13 protein-coding genes and 1 pseudogene are annotated in these 15,512 nt (G+C 67.7%); 6 read left to right on the forward strand and 8 right to left on the reverse strand.

Annotated features, from left to right (window positions below; all coding sequences use genetic code 11):
• Positions 1 to 23: 23 nt before the first annotated feature.
• The gene (locus QE394_RS08340; RefSeq protein WP_349034260.1) at positions 24 to 1,391 is read right to left on the reverse strand and encodes an SLC13 family permease; all 1,368 of its coding nucleotides are present in this window, start codon (positions 1,389 to 1,391) and stop codon (positions 24 to 26) included.
• Between the two features lie 135 nt (positions 1,392 to 1,526).
• Here QE394_RS08340 and QE394_RS08345 point away from each other — a divergent pair, with 135 nt between their 5' ends.
• Positions 1,527 to 2,225: a FadR/GntR family transcriptional regulator gene (locus QE394_RS08345; protein ID WP_349034261.1), complete on the forward strand. Its 699-nt coding sequence runs from the start codon at positions 1,527 to 1,529 to the stop codon at positions 2,223 to 2,225.
• Between the two features lie 105 nt (positions 2,226 to 2,330).
• Here the strand turns inward: QE394_RS08345 and QE394_RS08350 are convergent, their stop codons facing one another.
• Both QE394_RS08350 and QE394_RS08355 read right to left on the reverse strand, forming a co-directional pair.
• Positions 2,331 to 2,903: a DUF4190 domain-containing protein gene (locus QE394_RS08350; protein WP_349034262.1), complete on the reverse strand. Its 573-nt coding sequence runs from the start codon at positions 2,901 to 2,903 to the stop codon at positions 2,331 to 2,333.
• Positions 2,904 to 2,962: 59 nt separating this feature from the next.
• Positions 2,963 to 3,535, reverse strand: a complete 573-nt coding sequence (locus QE394_RS08355) for a LysE/ArgO family amino acid transporter (protein WP_056083056.1) — start codon at positions 3,533 to 3,535, stop codon at positions 2,963 to 2,965.
• 94 nt (positions 3,536 to 3,629) lie between these two features.
• On the opposite strand from QE394_RS08355, the gene QE394_RS08360 reads away from it, so the two are divergent.
• Entirely contained in the window at positions 3,630 to 4,577 is a 948-nt protein-coding gene (locus QE394_RS08360; RefSeq protein ID WP_349034263.1) for a LysR family transcriptional regulator ArgP, read from the forward strand.
• Here QE394_RS08360 and QE394_RS08365 read toward each other — a convergent pair.
• Positions 4,537 to 5,481, reverse strand: coding sequence for an NERD domain-containing protein (locus QE394_RS08365; protein ID WP_349034264.1), 945 nt, complete (start codon positions 5,479 to 5,481; stop codon positions 4,537 to 4,539). The two genes, QE394_RS08360 and QE394_RS08365, sit on opposite strands and share 41 nt — an antisense overlap.
• Positions 5,482 to 5,754: 273 nt before the next feature.
• On the opposite strand from QE394_RS08365, the gene pgm reads away from it, so the two are divergent.
• Positions 5,755 to 7,416, forward strand: a complete 1,662-nt coding sequence (gene pgm / locus QE394_RS08370) for a phosphoglucomutase (alpha-D-glucose-1,6-bisphosphate-dependent) (protein ID WP_197676728.1) — start codon at positions 5,755 to 5,757, stop codon at positions 7,414 to 7,416.
• An 86-nt stretch (positions 7,417 to 7,502) separates the two neighbouring features.
• On the opposite strand, the gene QE394_RS08375 is transcribed toward pgm, so the two are convergent.
• Positions 7,503 to 8,108 carry a malonic semialdehyde reductase gene (locus tag QE394_RS08375; RefSeq protein ID WP_056083064.1) on the reverse strand — a complete coding sequence of 202 codons (606 nt, stop codon included), beginning with the start codon at positions 8,106 to 8,108 and terminating at the stop codon, positions 7,503 to 7,505.
• Between the two features lie 237 nt (positions 8,109 to 8,345).
• On the opposite strand from QE394_RS08375, the gene QE394_RS08380 reads away from it, so the two are divergent.
• Together QE394_RS08380 and QE394_RS08385 are read left to right on the forward strand one after the other, a co-directional pair.
• Complete coding sequence (locus QE394_RS08380) at positions 8,346 to 9,698, forward strand: solute carrier family 23 protein (protein ID WP_268159964.1); 1,353 nt, start codon at positions 8,346 to 8,348, stop codon at positions 9,696 to 9,698.
• A gap of 75 nt (positions 9,699 to 9,773) precedes the next feature.
• Positions 9,774 to 10,262, forward strand: a complete 489-nt coding sequence (locus QE394_RS08385; RefSeq protein WP_314212243.1) for a hypothetical protein — start codon at positions 9,774 to 9,776, stop codon at positions 10,260 to 10,262.
• Here the strand turns inward: QE394_RS08385 and QE394_RS08390 are convergent.
• The 3 genes and pseudogenes from QE394_RS08390 to QE394_RS08400 all read right to left on the reverse strand — a co-directional run bounded on the left by QE394_RS08390 (position 10,259) and on the right by QE394_RS08400 (position 14,778).
• Entirely contained in the window at positions 10,259 to 11,164 is a 906-nt protein-coding gene (locus QE394_RS08390) for an SGNH/GDSL hydrolase family protein (RefSeq protein WP_056083073.1), read from the reverse strand. The genes QE394_RS08385 and QE394_RS08390 overlap by 4 nt on opposite strands.
• Complete coding sequence (locus QE394_RS08395) at positions 11,161 to 12,048, reverse strand: GAF domain-containing protein (protein ID WP_261620418.1); 888 nt, start codon at positions 12,046 to 12,048, stop codon at positions 11,161 to 11,163. Before QE394_RS08395 ends, QE394_RS08390 begins: the two co-directional genes overlap by 4 nt.
• Before the next feature lie 218 nt (positions 12,049 to 12,266).
• Positions 12,267 to 14,778: pseudogene (locus QE394_RS08400) on the reverse strand (glycoside hydrolase family 3 C-terminal domain-containing protein).
• 91 nt (positions 14,779 to 14,869) lie between these two features.
• Between QE394_RS08400 and QE394_RS08405 the strand changes: the two are divergent.
• Positions 14,870 to 15,457, forward strand: coding sequence for a TetR/AcrR family transcriptional regulator (locus QE394_RS08405; RefSeq protein ID WP_314212253.1), 588 nt, complete (start codon positions 14,870 to 14,872; stop codon positions 15,455 to 15,457).
• Positions 15,458 to 15,512 lie beyond the last annotated feature (55 nt).

Consider the following 15,512-nt stretch of genomic DNA (forward strand, 5'->3'; position numbering starts at 1 on the left):
GCGGCGGGTGGGAATTCTGCTAACTACAGCCAGCCCGGGACCACCAGCGCCAGCCAGGCGAGGACAGGCCCGGCAGCGATGACGATGCCGCTGTAGCCCAGGATCTGCTTGTAGAACTTGTCCTTGTCCACGCCCTCGGGCGCGTTGGCCAGGACCAGGGCGCCATTGGTGGAGAAGGGCGAGACGTCCACGATGGTGGCGGCCACGGCCAGTGCGCAGATGACGCCGACGGCGCCGATTTCGCCGGTGGACAGGAAGGGCACGGCGAGCGGGATGAGCGCTGCGAGGATGGCAGTGGAGGACGCGAAGGCCGAAACGATGGCGCCGATGAAGCAGATGAGGAGCGCTGCCACCAAGGGCATGCCCATGCCGGCCACGCCGTTCGAAACGAATTCGATGGTGCCCGCCTCTTCGAGCACCCCAACGAAGGTGAGCATGCCGCAGATCAGCAGCACGGTGGACCAGCTGATCTTGTTGATGGCGCCCTTCTGGGCTGCGGGCGAGACGAGCGCCAGGACGATGGCGATGGTGATGGACACGAAACCGACGTCCATCTTGAAGCCCAGGGCGACGACGGCGAGCACCACCAGGCCGGCGATGGTGACCAACTGCGGGATCCGCTCGGAGCGTTCCCTGGTGGCGGCAACGCCGTCGCCTGCGGGGTCGCGGGGACCGTACATGCCGGAGCCGAAGCCTTTGAAGGCGACGTCCGCGCCGGCCTTGGCACCCACGCTGACGGACATCCGCGCCTCGGCCGCCTGCTCCACGAAGTGGCCCACGCGGGAGGACAGCAGCGCCCGGCCGCCCAGGACGGCGAAGAGCACCACGGCGATGACGATGTTGAAGATCAGGCTGCTCAGGAACAGCGCCGTGGGGCTGAAGGCGAGGTCCGTCTTGGCGATGATGCCGTTGACGGTGACGCCGTAGACCGCGATGGGCGAGAACCCTCCGGCCTGGGCGCCGTGGATCACCATCATGCCCATCAGCAGCGGACTGATCTTGTACTTGCCGGCGAAGCTGAGGGCGATGGGGGCAATAATCGCGACCGCGGCCGGGGACAGCGCGCCAACGGCGGTGATGACGGCGGTGATGGCAAACATGACCCAGGGGATGAGGGCAACGCGGCTGCCCACCAGCCTGACGGCGCCACGGACCAGGAGGTCGATGGTGCCGTTGTTCTGCGCGATGGCGAACAGGTAGGTGACGCCGACAATCGTCAGGAAGAGGCCACCGGGGAAGTTGGCCAGGATCTCATTCGTGGACATGCCCAGTACCAGGGCGCCCAGCAGGAAGGCGCCCACGAAGGCGAGGGCACCCATATTGAGGGGCAGCACGGTGGCTAACAGGAACATCGCCGCCAGAATGATGATCGATAGAACAGGAGCGGACATCGTTGGTCCTCCATTGGGGAAAGAAAAGTGTGACGTGAGTTACTGGCTCACTGGACTAGCCTCTTAGACAGTGAGTCTATCTGTCAATAGCAGCGCGCTGTAGTCTTGGGGTAACGACGACGTAGCGAGGGCTTTGTGGAGAAGACAGCACGGCTGGGATTGGAACGGGTTTCGCGGCCACGGCTTTACGAACAGCTGGTGGAGCAGATCCTTGCCTACATCGAATCGGCACAGCTGAAGCCCGGCGACCTCCTGCCGGCGGAACGCGACCTCGCCGAACGGCTGGGGGTTTCGCGCGCCACCCTCGCCCAGGCACTCGTGGCGCTGGAAGTGCTGGGCGTCATCGATGTCCAGCACGGCACAGGAGCCGTGCTTGCCCGGCGGCCCAGCGTGGCGTCCGTGATCAAGGGCCTCCGCGAACACCGCAGCCGGCTGCCGGAAATTGTCGAGGCACGCAGCACGCTGGAAGGAAAACTCGCGGCCCTGGCCGCTGCGAGGCGCACGGACGAGGACCTGAAGGCGATCGACCACGCCCTCGGGGTCATGGCCAAGGAAATCAGCGACGGCGACCGCGGCACCCAGGGCGACGAACTCTTCCACGAAGCGATCACCGCAGCCGCCCACTCCTCGGTGCTGGCGCAGCTCATGGCATTCATCGCCGAGATGATCCTGGAAACCCGGATGGAATCCCTCGGCCAGCCAGGGCGGCCGGAACAGTCACTGGCCTCGCACCGGCGGATCGCCGACGCCATCCGGGACCAGGACCCGGAGGCCGCCACCGAGGCGATGCTGGCGCACATCGAGCTGGTGTCCGACGTCGAACTCCTCCGCTGACCCGGCCCAGCCAGAGCTTAAACGGCAGATGCCCCATCAGATGGGGTTCCTAAAACCTGGTTTTAAGAACCGGATCTGATAGGGCATCCGGGGTGGGTGGGGCGGTCAGTACCCGTAACTCGAGGACGAGTATGACGCCAGCCCGATGATGAGCAGCAGCCAGAAGCCGCCGTATCCCAGCAGGCAGAGGTAGCCCAGGACCAGTCCGGTGATGGACATGCCCTTGCCCGAAGGTTCGCGCTTGAGGGCCATGTGGCCGGTAATGATGGCGGCAAGCTGCGGAAGCATCAGCCATCCCATGATCACTGATGCGATGCCGCACACCATGCTGGCGATGCTGAGGGTCTTGGGCTCGGCCTGCATGCCGTAGTACGCCGGCTGCCCGTACTGGGCCTGCTGTCCGTAGGGGCCCGGCTGGGCGTAGGGGCTGGCACCGCCGTACTGGTTGCCGTACTGGTCGTTGCCATACTGCGGGCCGCCGTACTGGTTGCTGCCGTACTGCGCGGAAAGGCCCGGGTACAGCGGCGGCGGGGGAACGTCGGAGCCCGGCGCGGTGGATCCGTGCGGCGGCACGAACGGCGGCGGTTCATACCCCGACGGCGGCGCGGGCGGAGTGCCGTCGCTGCCGGACGGGTTGTGCCACTGGGAGTCAGGGCGCTGGGACGGCTGGTCAGTCATGGTTTTCCCCCTGGAATGTTGCTTCCAGCCTATCGCCTGCGGCGGCTTTCCGGGCGCCGTCAGTGCAGGACCAGCTTGACGGCCAGGCCAAGCATGACGATGCCGATTCCCAGGTCCAGGAACCGCCAGGTGCGCGGGTTGCCGAGCACCCCGGACAGCGCCCTGGCCCCGTACCCCAGCGCGGAGAACCACGCGATGCTGCCGGCAACGGCGCCGCCGGCGAAGACCCACCGCAGGTCCGGGCCTTGCTGGTTGGCCAGGCTGCCCAGGAGCACCACCGTGTCGAGGTACACGTGCGGGTTCAGGAAGGTCAGCGCCACCGTGCTGGCCACCACCGATCCCTTGGACCGGGGCGTGCCCTGCGCAAGGGCGGACGGCCTCAGCGCTGAGATGAAGGAGCGCACCGCGAACCAGGCCAGGTAGGCAGCTCCGCCCCACCGAAGAACTTCGAGGGCTTCCGGAAAACGGGTTACCAGCGCGCCGATCCCGGCGGTCCCGCCCAGGATCAGCGCAGCATCACCTGCCATGCACACGGCAACCACCACGCCGATGTGCTCACGGCGGACTCCCTGGCGGAGTACGAAGGCATTCTGGGCACCGATGGCCACGATCAGCGCCAGCCCCGTCAGCATCCCGGTAATTCCTGTCATCAACATGCAGTCGACGGTACGGACCTCAGCATCGGAAGACAAACGATTGATTCTAGGGTTCTATTAGAATTTCTTCATGAATCTCGAGCATCTTCGCGCACTCATGGCCGTCATTGACGAGGGCACCTTCGAGGCCGCGGCCGATCTCCTGCGCGTCACGCCGTCAGCCGTCAGCCAGCGCATCAAGTCGCTGGAGGCTTCCACCGGGCAGGTCCTGGTGCGCCGGCGGGTCCCGTGTGTTCCCACCGACGCCGGGGCCGTGCTGCTCCGGATGGCCCGCCAGGTGCAGGTCCTCGAGGCGGAAGCGTCAACCGCACTGGGAACCGCCACAGCCTCCAGCGCCACCCTGCCGGTGGCCATCAACGCGGATTCGCTGGCCACCTGGTTCGTGCCCGTCCTCGCCGTGGCCGCCGCGTGGGCGGACACCACCCTGGACCTTCACGTCGAGGACCAGGGTTTCAGCAGCCAGCTCCTGCGGCAGGGTGACGTCATGGGTGCCGTCACCTCCGATCCCGTCCCTGTCAGCGGTTGCCGGGTGGAGTTGCTGGGCCACATGCGGTACGTCCCGGTGGCCGCGGCCGCCCTGCGTCAACGGTTCGCCAAGGGCAATACGGTGGACTGGGCCCGGATGCCGGTCCTGAAATTCAATGCCAAGGACAACCTGCAGCGCGGGCTGCTGGCGGCGAAAGGCGTTGGGCAGGTTCCGCCCACCCACACGGTTCCGTCGTCGGAAGGGTTCCTCGCGGCCATCAAAGCCGGCCTGGGTTGGGGCATGCTCCCTGAACTGCAGCTGGGCAACGGGCTGGCCGACGGCTCGCTGGTCCTCCTCGGGAAGAACGCCCATGAGGATGTGCCGCTTTACTGGCAATCCTGGTCACTGGACTCGGAGCGGCTCCGCCGGATGGGCGAAGCGGTCCGCGACGCCGGCCTTGGCAAGCTGCGCACAGCCGCCCCGGGAAATGGCGGCAGCGCAGGCAGCAAACTCAGCGCGTCCAGAACGGCAGGACGTAGACCGCAAAAATAACAAAGGCCGCCAGGAGGGCGAGCCGGCCGGCACTGGTGCCGCCCCGCGCCTGCGGCTTCCCGCTTCGGTTCCGGCCGGCATCCCTTCGGGCCACTCCGCCGGCGCCTGCCTCCGGGATGGCACGCCCCGCGGGATGCCGGGAAACACTGCCGCTCCGGCTCCGGTCAGGACCTGCAGCCCGGGGAGTGTCCGGGCCGCGACGGTCCGCGGGGGGAGCGCCCGTCCGCGGGCCGGCGTTTCCTGGACCGGCCGGCGGGAGGCCCCCCGCAGGCCGCACCACTGTTCCCGGCCTGACATTCCGGAACGCCGTGATGCCGGGCTCCTGCTCGTGGGTAAGTTCCTCCCCCAGTTGGGCATAAAGTCCCACGACTGTTTGGTGGTCCAGCACCGGCGGCAGCGCCTCGATGGCACCCACCACGCGCTGGCTGCCCGCGACGGCGACGTCCGAGTTCGTCACGCCAAAGAGGTCAGGCTGGGCGGCCATGCAGATCAGCGGCCGGACCAGCCGGCGGTGCGGCGGCGCCAGCACGGACGCGACGGCGGCGCACTGCGCCAGTGCGCCTTCCACTGCCTGGGTCCGCGCATACCGGCCCTGCCAGAGCACTCCCGATGCCACCCGCACCTCACCGGTCCAGTTTTTGGAATCGACCACCACCACGCCGCCAGGACCCACCAGGACGTGGTCCAGGTTGGCCTTGGGCCGGCCGGGCCAGTGCACGTCGTGCAGCACGTACCAGCCGTGCGGGACCAGTTCGCTGAGCTTGTCCGCCACCACGCGTTCGCCCACGGCACCCGCATCCCACGCTTTCGTGGAGCGCTCGGCCGCGTCCAGCCGGCGCTTGAGCCTGGCTACCCGCTCAGCGGCCAGCCTGGACTGTTCGGCTGCCCCGTCTCCTGCCCCCATGGTGCGTCCCTGCTTCCGTGCCGGACGGGCGAAAAGCGGCGGGCCGCCGTCGTCCCCTGCTGTGGTTGTTCGAGCCGGGAGGCGGTGGATAGCCTTCCGGATTTTTCGAAAGTAACAGCGCGCGCAGGGGCCGGTATATAGGTACTTTTCGGGGCATGTACTCAGGTTGGCTACTTGGTTAACGGCTCGTTTTCGATGACGTGCCGCCGTCACAGGGGCCGGAATGTGGCCCTGCCGTTTTGACTCCGGCGAGGTTCTGGCATGCTAGGTCCCATGGCTAGCCGCGCGGGTACAGTTGCCCAACCCCAGGACCTTGTTGACATCACAGCGCTCCTCGATGCGTACTACGACATCTCGCCGGACCTGGGTGACCCAGGCCAGCGCGTGGTGTTCGGCACGTCGGGTCACCGCGGATCGAGCCTGAAGGCCTCGTTCAATGAAAAGCACATCGTGGCCATCACCCAGGCCATCGTCGAATACCGGGCGGCGCAGGGCGTCACCGGCCCCCTGTTCCTTGCCAAGGACACCCACGCCCTGAGCGAGCCGGCACAGAACTCGGCCCTCGAGGTCCTTGCCGCCAACGGCGTCCAGGTCCTGGTCGACGCCCGGCACGGCTACACGCCCACCCCGGCGCTGAGCCACGCGATCCTCACCTACAACCGGAACGCCGGTGCCGGCGCCCCGCAGGCAGACGGCATCGTGGTCACCCCCAGCCACAACCCGCCGCAGGACGGCGGCTTCAAGTACAACCCGCCCCACGGCGGCCCGGCGGACTCCGACGCCACCGGCTGGATCGCCAACCGCGCCAACGAACTGCTCGAAAACGGCCTGCGCGGCGTCAAGCGCATCCCGCTGGCCGACGCCCAGGCGGCCGACACCACAGGCAAGTTCGATTTCCTTTCAAGCTACGTGGACGACCTTCCATCCGTCCTGAACCTGGACGCCATCCGCGACGCCGGAGTCCGGATCGGCGCGGACCCCATGGGTGGCGCCTCCGTGGACTACTGGGGCGAGATCGCCGAGCGCCACCACCTGAACCTCACTGTGGTGAACCCCACCGTGGACCCGCAGTGGGCCTTCATGACCCTGGACTGGGATGAGAAGATCCGCATGGACTGCTCATCGCCGTCGGCCATGGCCTCACTGATCCAGCGGATGACCGTTGGCGCGGACGGGTCCACCGCGTACGACATCGCCACGGGCAACGATGCGGACGCGGACCGGCACGGCATCGTCACGCCGGACGGCGGGCTGATGAACCCGAACCACTACCTCGCAGTGGCCATCGACTACCTGTACCGCAACCGCAGCGGCTGGAACCCGGCTTCGGTGGTGGGCAAGACCCTGGTGTCCTCCTCCATCATCGACCGTGTGGCGGAAAGCCTTGGCCGCAAGCTGGTTGAGGTTCCCGTGGGCTTCAAGTGGTTCGTCCCCGGGCTGCTCTCCGGCGACGGGGCGTTCGGCGGCGAAGAATCGGCCGGCGCGTCCTTCAACAAGCTGGACGGCAGCGTCTGGACCACGGACAAGGACGGCATCCTGCTGGCCCTGCTCGCATCCGAGATCACCGCCGTCACCGGCAAGTCCCCGTCGCAGCTGTACAAGGGCCTCACGGACCAGTTCGGCGCGCCCGTCTACGCCCGGATCGACGCCGCCGCCACGCGTGAGCAGAAGTCGGCACTCGGCAAGCTCTCGCCGTCGGACGTCACCGCTACGGAACTGGCAGGCGAGGCAATCACTGCCAAGCTCACCGAAGCTCCCGGCAACGGCGCCTCCATCGGCGGCCTGAAGGTGGTCACGGAGAACGCCTGGTTCGCCGCACGTCCGTCCGGCACCGAGGATGTGTACAAGATCTACGCCGAGTCCTTCAAGGGCGAGGAGCACCTGAAGCAGGTCCAGGCCGAGGCCAAGGCCCTGGTGGACAGCGTCATCGCCTGATTTAACGCCAGATGCCCTATCACTTGGGCTCCCTCTCCATGCCGGATGGGGACCCCAAGTGATAGGGCATCTTGGGTTAAGCGGGGTCAGACGGTGCGGACGGCCTCGTCGTAGGAGAACTTGGGCTTGGCGGCGCCCCAGGCTTCTTCACCGGGCTGGCCGATGTTGACCACCAGGAAGCTCTTCTGGTCGCCGGCCGGGAAGAACGCGGCGTCGATGGCGGCAAAGTCGGCGCCGGTCATTGGGCCTGCGGCGAAGCCGAGCGAGCGGACGGCAAGGATGAAATAGCCGGCCTGCAGGTGGGCGTTGTTGTTGCCGGTGCTGGCGGCCAGGGCGGGATCCGCGTCGTACATGGCCTTGGGGGCGTTGTAACCGGGGAGGAAGCTGTCCCACTTGCCGGCCCAGTCCGTCTCGTAGCTGAGGATGGCCACCAGCGGAGCGGAGGCGGTCTTGGCCTGGTTGCCGCGGGACAGGGTGCCCACCAGGGTTGCGCGGGCCTCGTCCGAGCGGACGTAGGTGACGCGAAGCGGCTGGGAGTTGAACGCGGTGGGCCCGAACTTGGTCAGTTCGTAGATGGCCTGGGCCTGCTCCTCGGTGACCTCACCGGTGAAGGAGTTGGCGGTGCGGGCCTGGGCGAAGATGGCGTCAACGGCTGCCGAATCGATAACCGCTTCTTCATGGGCAATGGTCATTCGCGTACCTTTCGCTGCGGCTCCCCCGCCTGCCGGGGTGGGCCTCTGGTTGCTTTCCATAGTTGCAACTTCAACTGCTTGCCGCCTCTTCCCGTGACGGCAGGTGACGTTGGCCACAGCAGATCGCTGGTGCCTGCCGGGCAACTACGAACGGCAGCCGCCCAGCAGGGCTGGCGGTATTCTGGACCAAGTTGATCTTCGCCCCCTCGCGGCACCCCCTGAAAGGCATTCCTTCCCATGAGCATGCTCGGAATCAAATGGAAGCTGCACGGCACCGGAAAATCCATCAAGCCCGGCCAGGTGGTGGCCCCGGATGAGCGATTGGCGTGGCCCCTGACCATTGGCGTGGGCATGCAGCACGTGGTGGCCATGTTCGGCGCCACGTTCCTGGTGCCCATCATCACCGGCATGCCGCCGGCTACCACACTGTTCTTTTCCGGCATCGGTACGCTCCTGTTCCTGGTGGTCACCAAGGGCCGCGTGCCCAGCTACCTCGGCTCAAGCTTCGCGTTCATCGCACCCATCACCGCGTCCCAGGCGCAGTTCGGCATTCCGGGTGCCCTTGGCGGCGTGGTGCTGGCCGGTGCCACCCTCGCCCTGGTGGGTGCGGTGGTGCAGAAGTTCGGCGCCGGATGGATCAACCGGCTGATGCCGCCCATCGTCACCGGCGCCATCGTGGCGCTGATCGGCCTGAACCTTGCGCCCGCCGCAAAGCAGAACTTCGACGCCGCCCCCATCACCGCCGTCATCACCCTGGCAACCATCATCCTGGTCAGCGTGCTGTTCCGCGGGATCCTGGGCCGGCTGAGCATCCTGGTGGGCGTGGTGGTGGGCTACCTCGTGGCCATGCTCCGCGGCGAGGTCAGCTACGACAAGATGGACGCCGCCGCATGGGTGGGGCTGCCGCACTTCCAGACCCCCGAGTTCCACATCGGCGTCCTGGGCCTGTTCGTCCCGGTGGTGCTGGTGCTGGTTGCGGAGAACATCGGCCACGTGAAGTCCGTGGCCGCCATGACAGGCCAGAACCTCGACGGCGTCTCCGGGCGCGCGCTGATGGCCGACGGCGCCGCGACGGTCCTGGCGGGCTTCGGCGGCGGATCCGGCACCACCACATACGCCGAGAACATCGGCGTCATGGCTGCCACCAAGGTGTATTCGACGGCGGCCTACTGGGTGGCGGGCATGTTCGCCATCCTGCTCAGCTTCTCCCCGAAGTTCGGCGAACTCATCGCCACGGTCCCGCCGGGGGTGCTGGGCGGTGCTGCCACCATGCTGTACGGCATGATCGGCATCCTGGGCGTAAAGATCTGGGTGCAAAACAAGGTCAACTTCTCCAACCCCGTCAACCTGACCACGGCCGCCGTAGCACTCATCATCGGCATCGCCGACTACACCTGGACCATCGGGGACCTCACGTTTACCGGCATCGCCCTGGGGTCCGCGGCAGCATTGGTGATCTACCACGGCATGCGGGCCATCGCGAAGGCCCGCGGAACCGTGGCCGAGCCCGAAACCGAGCAGGGCGGACTGCCGCCCTCGGTCAAGTCGGCGCTTAACGCGGCATCGAAGCGCGGCCCCAAGAAGCGCTGAACCCCTTGTTCAGATAGCCGTTCCCGGCAGCCCGTGTAGGGTGAGAAGACGTCAAGCACTACGTCTGGGGGATCAATGCTTGAGAGTTTCATGCGCCTGCCGAAATCACCGCCGCCGGCAAACCACCGCCACGTCCAGCAGGGGGATCTGCCGTCCAGCCAGATCTACACCCTGGATCCGGTACCTCGAAGCCGACTGGCAGGATGCGTCCTCGCGGTCCTCCTCAGCGGCTGGATGCTGGCAGTGCCCATTGCCCTGATTGACCGGCTCAAGGACGCTCCCGGGCCCGGAACCGCCGTCTTGACCGGGGGCATTATCGCCTCCGCCCTGGTCACCGCGGGCCTCGGCGGTTTCCGCTTCTTCAACGCCAGGGACGTCCGAAAGCGTTCGTCCGGCGCCCTTATCGCGGCCCTGGCCGCAGCCGTCACTGCGGCAGCCGCTTCTGCGCTGCTCCCCGAATACGGCCTGCTGCTGGCTGTTCCCGGCCTGTTGGCCGGAGTGCCTGCGCTCGTCGCCCTGGCAAGGGACCATCGCAGGCACCCCGCTCCCGGTACCAGGAACTAGGCCGCCTGTCCCTGTGGCGCCGGTCCGCCCTTCAGCCCGGGGTTCACGCCGGCGGCGGGGTGCCCAGCCGGGAAAGGTCCGGGCCTGGCCAAACCAAGGACGGGCCCGGGCAGCGGCCGCTTCGCGGCAAGGGATTCGTCTTCCGGGTGCAGGAGGTGGCGCAGGACCCAGGGGAAAAAGTACTGCCGGGCCCACACCAGGTCCTCTGCCCGCGCCCGCTTCCACCCCTGGGCCGGGAGTGGCTTGGGCCAGAGCGGTTCAAGGGTGTGCGGGACGCCCAGGGCGTTGAGCGTGGCCACGGCAACCGTATGGTGGCCCAGCGGCGAGAGATGCAGCCGGTCCGGGTCCCACATTGCCGCATGCTGGAGTTCGGGCAGGCACCACAGGTCCACCATGACGCAGTGGTGCCCGGCCCCAATAGCGTGGATGTTTTCGTTGTAGACGGCCATCTTGCCCCGAATGGCGCTGAAGACGGGCGTGTTACCCCAGTCCGGCCCGGCATAGAGGAGGACAGTGGCGCCGGTGGCGGCCAGCACGCCAACTGCCGTGTCCATTTTTTCGGCCAGTTTGTCCGGGTTGCCGCGTTTGAACAGGATGTCGTTCCCGCCGCCGGACATTGCGATCAGGTCCGGTTTGAGGGCCAGCGCGGGGGCCAGCTGCCGGTCTACGATCTGGCGCAGCAGCATGCCGCGCACGGCGAGGTTGGCGTAGGCGAAATCCGGCTGCCCGGCGCTGAGTTCCTCGGCCGCCCGGTCCGCCCAGCCCCGCAGTCCGCCCAGGCTGAGCGGCTCGGGGTCGCCGATGCCTTCGGTGTAAGAGTCGCCCAAGGCCACGAACCGGCGCCAGGGGTGCCGTCCGCTGTCGCCGCCCAGCGGCGGCAGCTCCCGTTCCTGGATGGTCATGCCGTTTTCCTTCCCGCAGTATGGCGCGGGCGCCGCTTTCTTGCAGCCCCCACTGGTGCGGCGTCCTGTGGCTTGTGGCCCAGTTCAGCCGCCGGTGCAGGCTGAAGGCCCGCAACGCCGTCGTGCATTTCCTGCGGGGTGACCGCAGGCGCCGGGCCTGGACGGCCCATCCCGGCGCCGGGAACGACGACGTTGAGCGCCGCGTCCCGTAGGTCCAGTTCGTGATGGACAGCCTGCGTCTGGAGGAACCTCAGCGCGCCGTCACGGCTCAGCCCGTACTCGTTCATCAGGCTCCGGACGGCCAGGTCCACCAGCACCAGTGAGCTTTGCACGACGGCGATGCCGACAGTGGCCTCGGCACGCTCACCAACGCGCACCACCACGCTGAGCGCCCTGGCCACTTGCCGGACGTAGGTGCGGCACCGGACGAGGTCGTCGCTGGTGAAGGTGTGGGCGGTTTCCGCGTAAAAGTTGATGGCGGCACTTGTTTCGCCCTCAGCGGCAAGTGGCGCGGACAGGAGGCACTGCACGCCGTGTGCCGCGGCAGCGCTGGAGTAACCGGGCCAGCGCCAGTCCCGGTTGAGATCGGAAAGAAGGACGAACCCGCCGGTCCGTACGGCCTCCATGACAGGGCCGTCCGCGAAGGAACACTGCTCGCGGTCAGCCTCGCGCGCCTGATCGGTACTCGCTGCGATGGTGTGGGCTTTTCCCTGCCTGAAAAGCGTGGCTGCCCAGCTGATGCCGCGCTGTTCGCCCCTGATGTCCCGCATTAGCTCATGGGTGACTTCCCGGAGGTAGTTTTCAACATCCTTGCTGTCGAAAACCGGCGCCGGGGGCGTTGGAAGGGGTCCCCAGCCAACCTGCCCCGAAGGTACAGCGGCCATGCTCCACGCCTTGGATTAAAACGGTTCGGCTCACTGCAAAACCTTGTTCTAAGAATACGACTCGAAAGTGCCGCGCGGGGAGGCCGGGGCAACGGGTTTAGGGGAACCCGCAGCCCCTCCGTTCCTTGGCGGGTTCACCGGGGAACGGACGGGGGCACGGACCTGGGGGCACGGGACGGGGCGCTGACCGCCACTCCGCTGTCCCCGGGCAGCGGCTCCTACCGCACCTCGATCTCCAGCACCTGGAAGTCGTCCGCTGAATGCCGGCCCACCAGGATCCGGAACGTTCCCGGCTCAACCTGCCAGCCGCCGTCGTAATGGGCGAAGGCGCGCGCAGGAATCCTGACCTCAACGCTGTCCGTCCCGCCGGCGGCCAGGTGGGTCCCGGCGTATCCGGCCAGCCAGCGCACGGGCCTTTCCACCGCTGACTCCGGGCGCTCAAGGTATACCTGCACCACCTCGCGGCCGGCCCGCGTGCCGGTGTTGCGGACGGGGACGTGCACCACTACGTCCTTGCCGGCGGGCACCGTCCGGGAGGCGTGCGGGGTGCAGAGTTCGAACGTGGTGTAGCCCAGCCCGTAGCCGAACGGCAACGCCGGGGCAGCCCCGCCGGCGGCCTGCTGCTTCAGCCAGGCCCGGTAGCCCACGTGGATGCCCTCGGAATAGACCACCTTGCCGTCCACCGGGACGGTATCCAGCACCGGGACGTCCGCCAGGGCTGCCGGCCAGGTAGTAGGCAGCCGGCCGCCCGGTTCCTCGGCACCGAGCAGGATGTCCGCGATGGCACGGCCGAATTCCTGGCCCCCGAACCAGCCGAGCAACACCGCGCCCACCCGGTCCAGCCACGGCATGAGCACCGGGGAGCCGGAGTTCACCACCACCACGGTGCGCGGATTCGCCGCAGCCACCGCTTCCACCAACTGGTTCTGGCGGCCAGGGAGGTCGAGGTCCTTGCGGTCGAAGCCTTCGGACTCGATGGCGGCGCTGGTGCCCACCACCACTACTGCAACGTCCGCCGCCCTGGCTGCCTCCACCGCGGCGTCAATCTCCGCCTGCGGGTCCGCCACCACGGTCTCCTCGCCCAGCAGGATGGCGGTAAACGGGATGGCCTGCTCCGCGGGCAGTTCGAAGAGTGCCTCAATCCGGACCCGCCCACCTGCCTCCGCTTGGACCTCGTGGACGGTCTTGGGCGGATCGAAGAGTGCAGCGCCGAGGACGTCGGTATCGTCTTCGATGGTCCCGTTGAAGACCTCGTCACCGTTGAGTGAGAGGCAGATCCTGCCCACGGTACCCACGCCAAGGTGGTGCGTGCCCGCCGAGGGCGCCGTCCAGTCGGTTTCCATCCGGATGGCGGCAGAGCCCTCGGGGATGCCGATCCCGAACCAGATCAGATGGGATGCCAGCCGGTCCTCGCCGGAAAGTTCCGTGCCGTCAGCTGCCAGGAACGTCACGCGCAGGCCGGGGATGTTGGACACCGGGTTGTGGAGCGAGGTCCGCGGGAAGGCCTGCAGGCCCTCGGCCACCTTGGCGCCCCGGTGGTAGGAGACGGTGACGCCGGCGGGCAGGGCCTCACGCAGTCCGTCCAGCGGCGAGATGTTCTGCTTGGGCATGACGGTGGCGCTGCCGCCGCCCCTGGGTCCGTGCTTCCTCCGCGTTGTGGCCGCTCACGGCCACACTGCCCAGGACCGCCGGGTCCAGGGGCAGCAGGCCGTCCCGGTTCCGGACCAGGACAGCGCCGCGGACAGCCACTTCGCGGGCGACGGCGGCGGCGTTGAGTGGTGCCGGCAGTTCCCTTACGGCGGGGCTGACGCCGTCGAGCGAACCTACGCGGGCGGCCAGCCGGAGGATGCGGACCACCTTATCCAGGATGGCGGTGCGGCTGACGCGGCCGTCCTCGACGGCGGCAAGCAGCTTGGGCCCCCAGTGACCCACGGGTCCCGGCATTTCCAGGTCCTGGTGGGCGTTGGCGGCGTCAACGGAGCGGACGCCGGTCCAGTCGGACACCACGACGCCGTCGAAGCCCCACTCGGTGGACAGCGGCGTTTCGAGGAGGTCATTTTCGCTGGCGGTGGTGCCGTTGATGGAGTTGTAGGAGCTCATCACCAGCCAGGCCCGGGACTCGGTAACGGCGTCCTCGAAGGCTGCCAGGTAGAGCTCACGCAGGGGCCGCTCGTCCACCACGGAGTCGGCGGTGAAGCGGTCGGTTTCGGCTTCATTGGCAAGGTAGTGCTTGGGGGTGGCCCCAACCCCCATGGACTGCACACCCGCCACGTATCCGGCAGCAATGGTGGCCGTCAGCCGGGGGTCCTCGCTCATACATTCGAAGTGCCTGCCGCCCAGCGGGGAGCGGTGCAGGTTGATGGTGGGGCCCAGGACTGCGTGGACGCCCTTGCGCCGCGCTTCCTGGCCCAGGACCTGGCCGTAGCGGCGGGCCAGGCCGACGCTCCAGGTGGCGGACAGGGCGGACGACGACGGCAGGGAAACCGAGTCGTGCCGCTCATCGAAGTCCTCGCCGCGAACGCCGGCGGGGCCGTCTGACATCACCACGCGGGACAGCCCGATGGCGGGAAGGGCGTGCGTGGACCAGACGTCCGCGCCGGTGAGCAGCTGGACCTGCTGCTCGAGGGTGAGGCTTTCCGCGAGGTCCCTGATCCGGGCCTCGGCGTCCGGTGAGCCGGCGGCAGGAACAGCGGCGGCTGGAACGGTGGCAGCGGGCAGGGTGGGGTTCACGGGGGGCTCCTTCAGATAGTGGATTGATCGTAACGGCAAAAACCGAGTATGACTAGGCTTTCGCTGGGCGGAGTGAAATACACTGGCTTCCGTGACCCCGAACAAGCCGCGCGGACCGTACGCCAAGGGAGCGGAACGCCGCGAACAGATCATCCAGACCGCCACCGACGTCTTCGCCACCGACGGATTTGAGGGCACCGCCCTCAAGCGGGTGGCCGAGCTGGTGGGCGTCAAAGAGGCCACCCTGTTCCACTACTTCAGCGGCAAGCAGGAGCTGCTGACCGCGGTCCTTGCCGAGCGGGACAGGCGCGGGCTTGCGGACACTCCGGCGAAGGAGGCCGGGCTGGCGCTGATGGCTCCACTTGCCGCCAGGAACCGGACACAGCCGGGGCTCACCACGCTCTACGCGGTGGCATCGGCCACGGCCAGCAACCCGGGGCATGATTCCCACGGCTACTTCCAGGAGCGGTTCGCCTCCGTGGTCCACTCCCTGGAGGACGACATCCGGGAACGGCAGGCGGCCGGCGGGGTCAGGTCCGATGTTTCCGCCACCGCCCTGGCGAGGCTGGTGGTGGCGGTGTCCGACGGGCTTCAGCTGCAGTGGCTCTATGACAAGGACGTGGACATGGCGGACGGGCTCGCCACCTTCATCGACGTCCTCCTCAAGCCGTCCGCCTGATCTTTTCCGGCGAGCCGGGTGATCCAGCCAAGTTTTCAAGCCAGCGATCCGGCCA

The sequence above is a fragment of the Pseudarthrobacter sp. SORGH_AS 212 genome, from assembly GCF_030818145.1.
GTDB lineage: Bacteria > Actinomycetota > Actinomycetes > Actinomycetales > Micrococcaceae > Arthrobacter.